The organism is Micromonospora maritima (assembly GCF_902825405.1).
Lineage (GTDB): Bacteria > Actinomycetota > Actinomycetes > Mycobacteriales > Micromonosporaceae > Micromonospora > Micromonospora maritima.
Map to the genome: position 1 here is coordinate 1 of NZ_CADEAU010000329.1, position 6,046 is coordinate 6,046.

The 6,046-nt window shown below is 74.5% G+C and carries 6 protein-coding genes, 1 pseudogene and 1 riboswitch; of the genes and pseudogenes, 3 read left to right on the plus strand and 4 right to left on the minus strand.

Annotated elements, in window-relative coordinates; translation table 11 throughout:
• Window positions 1-259, minus strand: a pseudogene (locus HUW36_RS23395) (anthranilate synthase component I family protein); the annotation flags it as partial.
• Window positions 260-424: 165 nt separating this feature from the next.
• Between HUW36_RS23395 and HUW36_RS23400 the strand changes: the two are divergent.
• On the plus strand, window positions 425-625 hold the full coding sequence (locus tag HUW36_RS23400; protein WP_013286363.1) for a DUF5999 family protein: 201 nt from the start codon (window positions 425-427) through the stop codon (window positions 623-625).
• A gap of 94 nt (window positions 626-719) precedes the next feature.
• On the opposite strand, the gene gcvP is transcribed toward HUW36_RS23400, so the two are convergent.
• Both gcvP and HUW36_RS23410 read right to left on the minus strand, forming a co-directional pair.
• A complete protein-coding gene (gene gcvP, locus HUW36_RS23405) occupies window positions 720-3,545 on the minus strand; it encodes an aminomethyl-transferring glycine dehydrogenase (RefSeq protein ID WP_174530149.1) in 2,826 nt (941 codons plus the stop codon).
• A 74-nt stretch (window positions 3,546-3,619) separates the two neighbouring features.
• A riboswitch (glycine riboswitch) is annotated at window positions 3,620-3,710 on the minus strand.
• 56 nt (window positions 3,711-3,766) lie between these two features.
• Complete coding sequence (locus tag HUW36_RS23410) at window positions 3,767-4,612, minus strand: NAD-dependent protein deacetylase (RefSeq protein WP_174530150.1); 846 nt, start codon at window positions 4,610-4,612, stop codon at window positions 3,767-3,769.
• A 165-nt stretch (window positions 4,613-4,777) separates the two neighbouring features.
• On the opposite strand from HUW36_RS23410, the gene HUW36_RS23415 reads away from it, so the two are divergent.
• Window positions 4,778-5,434, plus strand: a complete 657-nt coding sequence (locus HUW36_RS23415; RefSeq protein ID WP_174530151.1) for an NAD(P)H-binding protein — start codon at window positions 4,778-4,780, stop codon at window positions 5,432-5,434.
• On the opposite strand, the gene HUW36_RS23420 is transcribed toward HUW36_RS23415, so the two are convergent.
• Window positions 5,431-5,928 (minus strand): MerR family transcriptional regulator, encoded by a 498-nt coding sequence (locus HUW36_RS23420; protein WP_246248296.1) that lies wholly within the window; start codon window positions 5,926-5,928, stop codon window positions 5,431-5,433. The genes HUW36_RS23415 and HUW36_RS23420 overlap by 4 nt on opposite strands.
• A 7-nt stretch (window positions 5,929-5,935) precedes the next feature.
• On the opposite strand from HUW36_RS23420, the gene HUW36_RS35015 reads away from it, so the two are divergent.
• The coding region (locus HUW36_RS35015; protein WP_425487260.1) for a DUF6596 domain-containing protein at window positions 5,936-6,046 on the plus strand (111 nt) is incomplete at its 3' end.

Sequence of the window (6,046 nt, forward strand, 5' to 3'; positions counted from 1 at the left end):
CGGGGCTCGGCGCGCCGGGCGGCGCGCCGATGGCGTGGGCGCCTGCGGCGGCGGACAGGAACAGCGCCGCGCCGCACGGCCCGTCCGGTGTGTGCCGGCCGGGTCGGGCAAGGTCGTCGGTCGGTACGCCGTGCGCGGCGAGGAAGCGTTGTGCCAGGTCAGTGGGGTCGCCGCCGTCGGCGACGTGCCACTGGAGCCGGGCGGTCTCGACAAGTCGGGCGCGGCAGGCGGCGGGCGCGCCGGGGGCATCGACCGGCACCTGTGGGAGCGCTTCCACAACGTCTGGTCGGTTCCGGCTCATCCGTTCAGCCGATTCTGGGTGAACAAGACGCATCCTTGCTCGATGCCGCTCAGTTTTCCTTGGTACTGTGCGTCACTGGTCATGTGAACCATGACACAGTGCCCCCACAGTCCGGAGAACCCGATGTGTCAGCACCAACCCACCTGCCCCTCCGCCGACGCAACCGACCGCGAAGCCGCCCGCGTCCTCGCCTGCTTCCCTGAGCAGGGCTGGAGCCTGCTCTGCAACGGCGTCATCGTCTTCGAGGACACCGGTGAGCTGCTCCCCGACGGGCGGACCATCGCCCCGCACCGGGGACCGGCCCGCCACGCCCTCGTCGCCTGAGCGATCACGCAGCGTCAGTGAGCGTACGCGCCGACGATGATCGTCGGCGCGCCGGCCGGGGCGGCCGTGTCCCCACCGCCCCGGCGCGATGCGCTCAGTCCTCCTCGAACGCCTCAGGCGCGGGACACGAGCAGACCAGGTTCCGGTCGCCGTACGCGCCGTCGATGCGCCGCACCGGCGGCCAGTACTTCCCCGCCCGGTCCGTGCCACCCGGGTAGGCGCCCACCGACCGCGGGTACGGGTGCGGCCACTCGTCACCGGACACCATCGCCGCCGTGTGCGGCGCGTGCGACAGCGGGTTGTCCCCCGCCGGCCACTGCCCCGACCCGACCTTGTCGATCTCCGCGCGGATGGCGATCATCGCCTCGCAGAAGCGGTCCAGCTCGGCCAGGTCCTCGCTCTCGGTCGGCTCCACCATCAGCGTCCCCGCCACCGGGAACGACATCGTCGGCGCGTGGAAGCCGTAGTCGATCAGCCGCTTGGCGACGTCGTCGACGCTCACCCCGGTCGCCTTGGTCAACGGCCGCAGGTCCAGGATGCACTCGTGCGCCACCAGGCCCTTGTTGCCGGCGTAGAGCACCGGGAAGTGCGCGCGCAGCCGCGCCGCCACGTAGTTCGCGGCGAGCACCGCCACGCCGGTGGCCCGGGCCAGCCCGTCCGCGCCCATCATCCGCAGGTACGCCCACGGGATCGGCAGGATCCCCGCCGACCCGTACCGGGCCGCCGAGATCGCCGGACGCCCGTCGGTGGGCGCGCCGGCCGGGTCGCCGGGCAGGAACGGCGCCAGGTGCGCCCGCACCGCCACCGGGCCCACACCCGGGCCGCCGCCGCCGTGCGGGATGCAGAACGTCTTGTGCAGGTTCAGGTGCGACACGTCCGCCCCGAACTTCCCCGGCTTGGCGAACCCGACGAGCGCGTTGAGGTTCGCGCCGTCGACGTACACCTGACCGCCGGCGTCGTGGACCTTCGCGCACAGCTGCGCGATGCCCGTCTCGTACACGCCGTGCGTCGACGGGTACGTCACCATGATCGCGGCGAGCGCGTCCCGGTGCTTGTCGATCTTCGCGTCGAGGTCGACCAGGTCGACGTTGCCGTCGGCGTCGCAGCCGACCACCACGACCCGCATGCCGGCCATCACCGCCGACGCGGCGTTGGTGCCGTGCGCCGACGACGGGATCAGGCACACGTCCCGGTGCCCCTGCCCGCGCTCGCGGTGGTAGGCGCGGATCGCCAGCAGCCCGGCCAGCTCACCCTGCGAGCCGGCGTTGGGCTGCACGCTCACCGCGTCGTAGCCGGTGACCTCCGCCAGCCAGCCCTCCAGCTGGGCGATCATGTCCCGGTAGCCGGCGGTCTGGTCGTCCGGCGCGAACGGGTGCACGTGCGCGAACTCCGGCCAGGTGACCGGCTCCATCTCGGTGGTGGCGTTGAGCTTCATCGTGCACGAGCCCAGCGGGATCATGCCCCGGTCCAGCGCGTAGTCGAAGTCGGACAGCCGGCGCAGGTAGCGCAGCATCGCCGTCTCCGAGTGGTGGGTGTGGAACACCGGGTGGGTGAGGAAGTCCGACGTACGGGCCAGCCCGCCCGGCAGGCCCGTGTCGACGTCGCCGTCGAACCCGTCGACGCCGAACGCCGCCCACACCGCCTGAAGGTGCGCGGCGGTGGTGGTCTCGTCGCAGGAGATGCCGACCCGGTCGGCGTCGACCAGCCGCAGGTTCACGTTGCGTTCGGCGGCGGCGGCCACCACCTCGGCGGCGCGGCCCGGCACGGTCGCGGTGACGGTGTCGAAGAACGGCACGTCGGCCACGTCGACGCCGCCCGCGCGCAGGCCGGCCGCGAGCCGCGCCGCCGCCTCGTGGGTACGCCGGGCGATCGCGCGCAGCCCGTCCGGGCCGTGGTAGACCGCGTACATGCCGGCCATCACGGCGAGGAGCACCTGCGCGGTGCAGATGTTGCTTGTCGCCTTCTCCCGGCGGATGTGCTGCTCGCGGGTCTGCAACGCCAGCCGGTACGCCGGGTTGCCGTCGGCGTCGCGGGACACCCCGACCAGCCGGCCGGGCAGCATCCGCTCCAGGCCGGCGCGGACCGCCAGGTAGCCGGCGTGCGGGCCGCCGTAGCCCATGGGTACGCCGAAGCGCTGGGTGGTGCCGGCGGCGATGTCCGCGCCGATCTCCCCCGGTGGGCGCAGCAGCGTCAGGGCCAGCAGGTCCGCCGCGACGGTCACCAGCGCGCCCACGCCGTGCGCCGCCTCCACCAGCGCCCGGTGGTCGCGGACCGCGCCGGACGCCCCCGGGTACTGCAGGTGCAGGCCGAAGAACTCCGCCGGCAGCTCGTCGCGCTCCACGTCGAGCACGCGCACCTCGATGCCGAGCGGCTCGGCGCGGCTGGTGATCACCGCGACGGTCTGCGGCAGCGCGTCGGCGTCCACCACGTACACCGGGCTCTTGCTCCTGGACGCGCGGCGGGCGAGCGTCATCGCCTCGGCCGCGGCGGTGCCCTCGTCGAGCATCGAGGCGTTCGCGACTGGTAGCGCAGTCAGCCCGGACACCATGCTTTGGAAGTTCAGCAGCGCCTCCAGCCGGCCCTGGCTGATCTCCGGCTGGTACGGCGTGTACGCGGTGTACCAGGCCGGGTTCTCCAGCACGTTGCGGCGGATCACCGCCGGGGTGTGGGTGCCGTGGTAGCCCAGGCCGATCATCGACACGGCGACGGTGTTGCGGGCCGCCAGGGCGCGCAGCTCGGCCAGCGCCTCCCGCTCCGAGGCGGGCGCGGGCAGGTCGAGGGTGCCGTGCCAGCGGATCACCTCGGGGATCGCGGCGTCCATCAGCTCGTCGAGGGAGCTGTAGCCGACGGCCTCCAGCATCCGACGCTCGTCGTCGCGGCCGGGGCCGATGTGCCGGTCGGCGAACTGCTCTGCGGTCATGGGCGGCGCTCCTTGTGGGGGGCGAGGTCGACGGGTCGGCCTCCCCCTGAGTCGCGCTGACGCGCTCCACAGCGCCTGCCCACGTGGTCCTTTTGCCTGAGAGGTTCCGGGGAGAATCTGCCCCTTCGGCGCCGTCGGCGAGACGGTCTCTCCCACGTGGGTGGTACCGGCACCTCCCACGCTACCAGCGGGCGTGTTTCCCGCTCACGTCCCGGGGGTGATCACACCGTTGCCGGCGCCGGTTCGGCGAGCGTGCCGGCCAGCGCGGTGAGGGTGGCGCCGAGCGGGGCGTCCACGCGCAGCGTGGCGTACCCGTCGCCGCGGGTGGCGCCCTGGTTGACGATGCCCACCGGGATGCCGTGCTTCGCCGCGCGCAGCACGAACCGACGCCCCGACATGACCGTCAGGGACGACCCGAGCACCAGCAGCGCCCGGGCCCGCTCGACGAGCGCGAAACAGTCGGCCACCCGGGGCGCCGGCACCGTCTCGCCGAAGAACACCACGTCCGGCTTGAGCATGCCGGTGCCGCACACCCCGCAGTCGACGGTGCGGAACCCGGTCACCGCCTCGTCGGGCAGGTCCACGTCGCCGTCGGGGTTGACGTGCGCCACGGCCGCGTCGAAGCCCGGGTTGGCCTCGGACAGGCGCCGGTGCAGCTCGTCGCGGCCGGTGGCGTTGCCGCAGTCCAGGCAGATCACCTCGTCGAGGCGGCCGTGCAGCTCGATCACGCCGGTGGCGCCGGCGGCGGTGTGCAGCCCGTCGACGTTCTGGGTGATGATCCCGTCGAGCAGCCCGACGTGCTGCAACCGGGCCACCGCCCGGTGCCCGTCGTTGGGCGCGGCCCGGGCGATGGTCTGCCACCCCAGGTGGCTGCGCGCCCAGTAGCGCCGCCGGGCCACCGGGTCGCGGGTGAACGCCTGGTAGGTCATCGGGGTGTGCCGGCGGGCCGCGCCGCTGGGCCCCCGGTAGTCGGGAATGCCCGACTCGGTGGACAGGCCGGCGCCGCTGAGCACCACCACACCACCGGCGGCCACCAGCCGCGTCAACGCCTCGAACTCGTCACTCACCCGTCCATGCTCCCTCGCCCACCCCCACACCTCCCACCCACACGGCCCGCATCACTGCGTCGATCATGAGGTTGGCGGTGGTCCGGCCCGTGTCGTGCCGCCAACCCCATGATCGGCGAGGCCGGTCGCCCGGCAGGCGGCACGCGGGGCGGCTAGGTTGGGGGCATGCGCGTCGTCATCGCCGGAGGCCACGGAAAGATCGCCAAGCTGCTGGAGCGCGACCTCGCCGGACGCGGGGACACCGCGCTCGGGTTGATCCGCAACCCCGAGCACGAGGCGGCGTTGCGCGCCGCCGGCGCCGAACCCGTCGTGTGCGACCTGGAACACACCGACGCCGACGCCCTCGCCGCGCACCTCGCCGGCGCCGACGCCGTGGTGTTCGCCGCCGGCGCCGGACCGGGCAGCGGCGCCGACCGCAAGGACACCGTCGACCGGGGCGCCGCCGTGCTGCTCGCCGACGCCGCCGTACGCGCCGGCGTCCGCCGCTACCTGCTGGTCTCCTCGATGGGCGTGGACGACCCGCCGGCCGCCGGCACCGACGAGGTGTGGGCGGCGTACCTGCGGGCCAAGAAGGCCGCCGAGGACGAGGTCACCGCCCGGGACCTGGACGTGACCGTGCTGCGCCCCGGCCGGCTCACCGACGACGAACCGGCCGGCCGGATCACCCTGGCCCGACACGTCGGCGCCGGCGCGATCAGCCGCGCCGACGTGGCCCGGGTGCTGCTGGCCCTGCTGTACGCCCCGGACACCGCCGGACACACCGTCGAACTCGTCGGCGGGGACACCCCCATCGCCGAGGCGGTCGGCGCGCTCGCCGGCTAGCTGGCCGCGTCCGCGTCGAGGTAGTCGGCGAGCGCGGCGGCGCCGGTGAGCAGGGCCCGCCCGCGCGCCCCCAGCCGGGCCCGCCAGTCGGCCAGCACCGCGTCCAGGTCCGCCACACCCCCGGCGGCGCGCACCTCGACGAGCAACGGGCCGATCCGGGCCGGCGGACAACCACCCCGCCGCAACAGACCCACCAGCAGCGCGTCCCGCACGTCCGCCGGCCGGTACACCCGGTAGCCGGTACGCGGATCCCGGCCCGGCCGCAGCAGACCCACGCGTTCCCACTGCCGCAGCGTCGCCGGCCGGACCTCCAGCCGGCGGGCCAGCACGCCGACGAACACCGCACCGCGTCCCGACGCCACGTCGTCGCCGGTCCCGGCCGGCAGGTCCGCCAACGCCGCGGCCACCACGTCGAGGGTACGGCGGTCCTCCAGCAGCCGGGCGTGGCCGGTGTCGACAAGCCGCAGCGCCTCGTCCACCTCGCCCCGGTGCACCGCCTGCATGATCGCGGTCGCCGCCCGGACCGGTCCGGACGGCGTGCCGGTGCCGCTGCCCGAGCAGGACCGCGACCGGTGGGACCGGGCGTCGGTGGACGAGGGGCAGGACCTGGTG

Bases quoted from the DNA above. Each gene is read 5' to 3' on its own strand.
- gcvP (WP_174530149.1), bottom strand. From the start codon at position 3,545: ATGACCGCAGAGCAGTTCGCCGACCGGCACATCGGCCCCGGCCGCGAC.
- HUW36_RS23400 (WP_013286363.1), top strand. From the start codon at position 425: ATGTGTCAGCACCAACCCACCTGCCCCTCCGCCGACGCAACCGACCGC.
- HUW36_RS23415 (WP_174530151.1), top strand. From the start codon at position 4,778: ATGCGCGTCGTCATCGCCGGAGGCCACGGAAAGATCGCCAAGCTGCTG.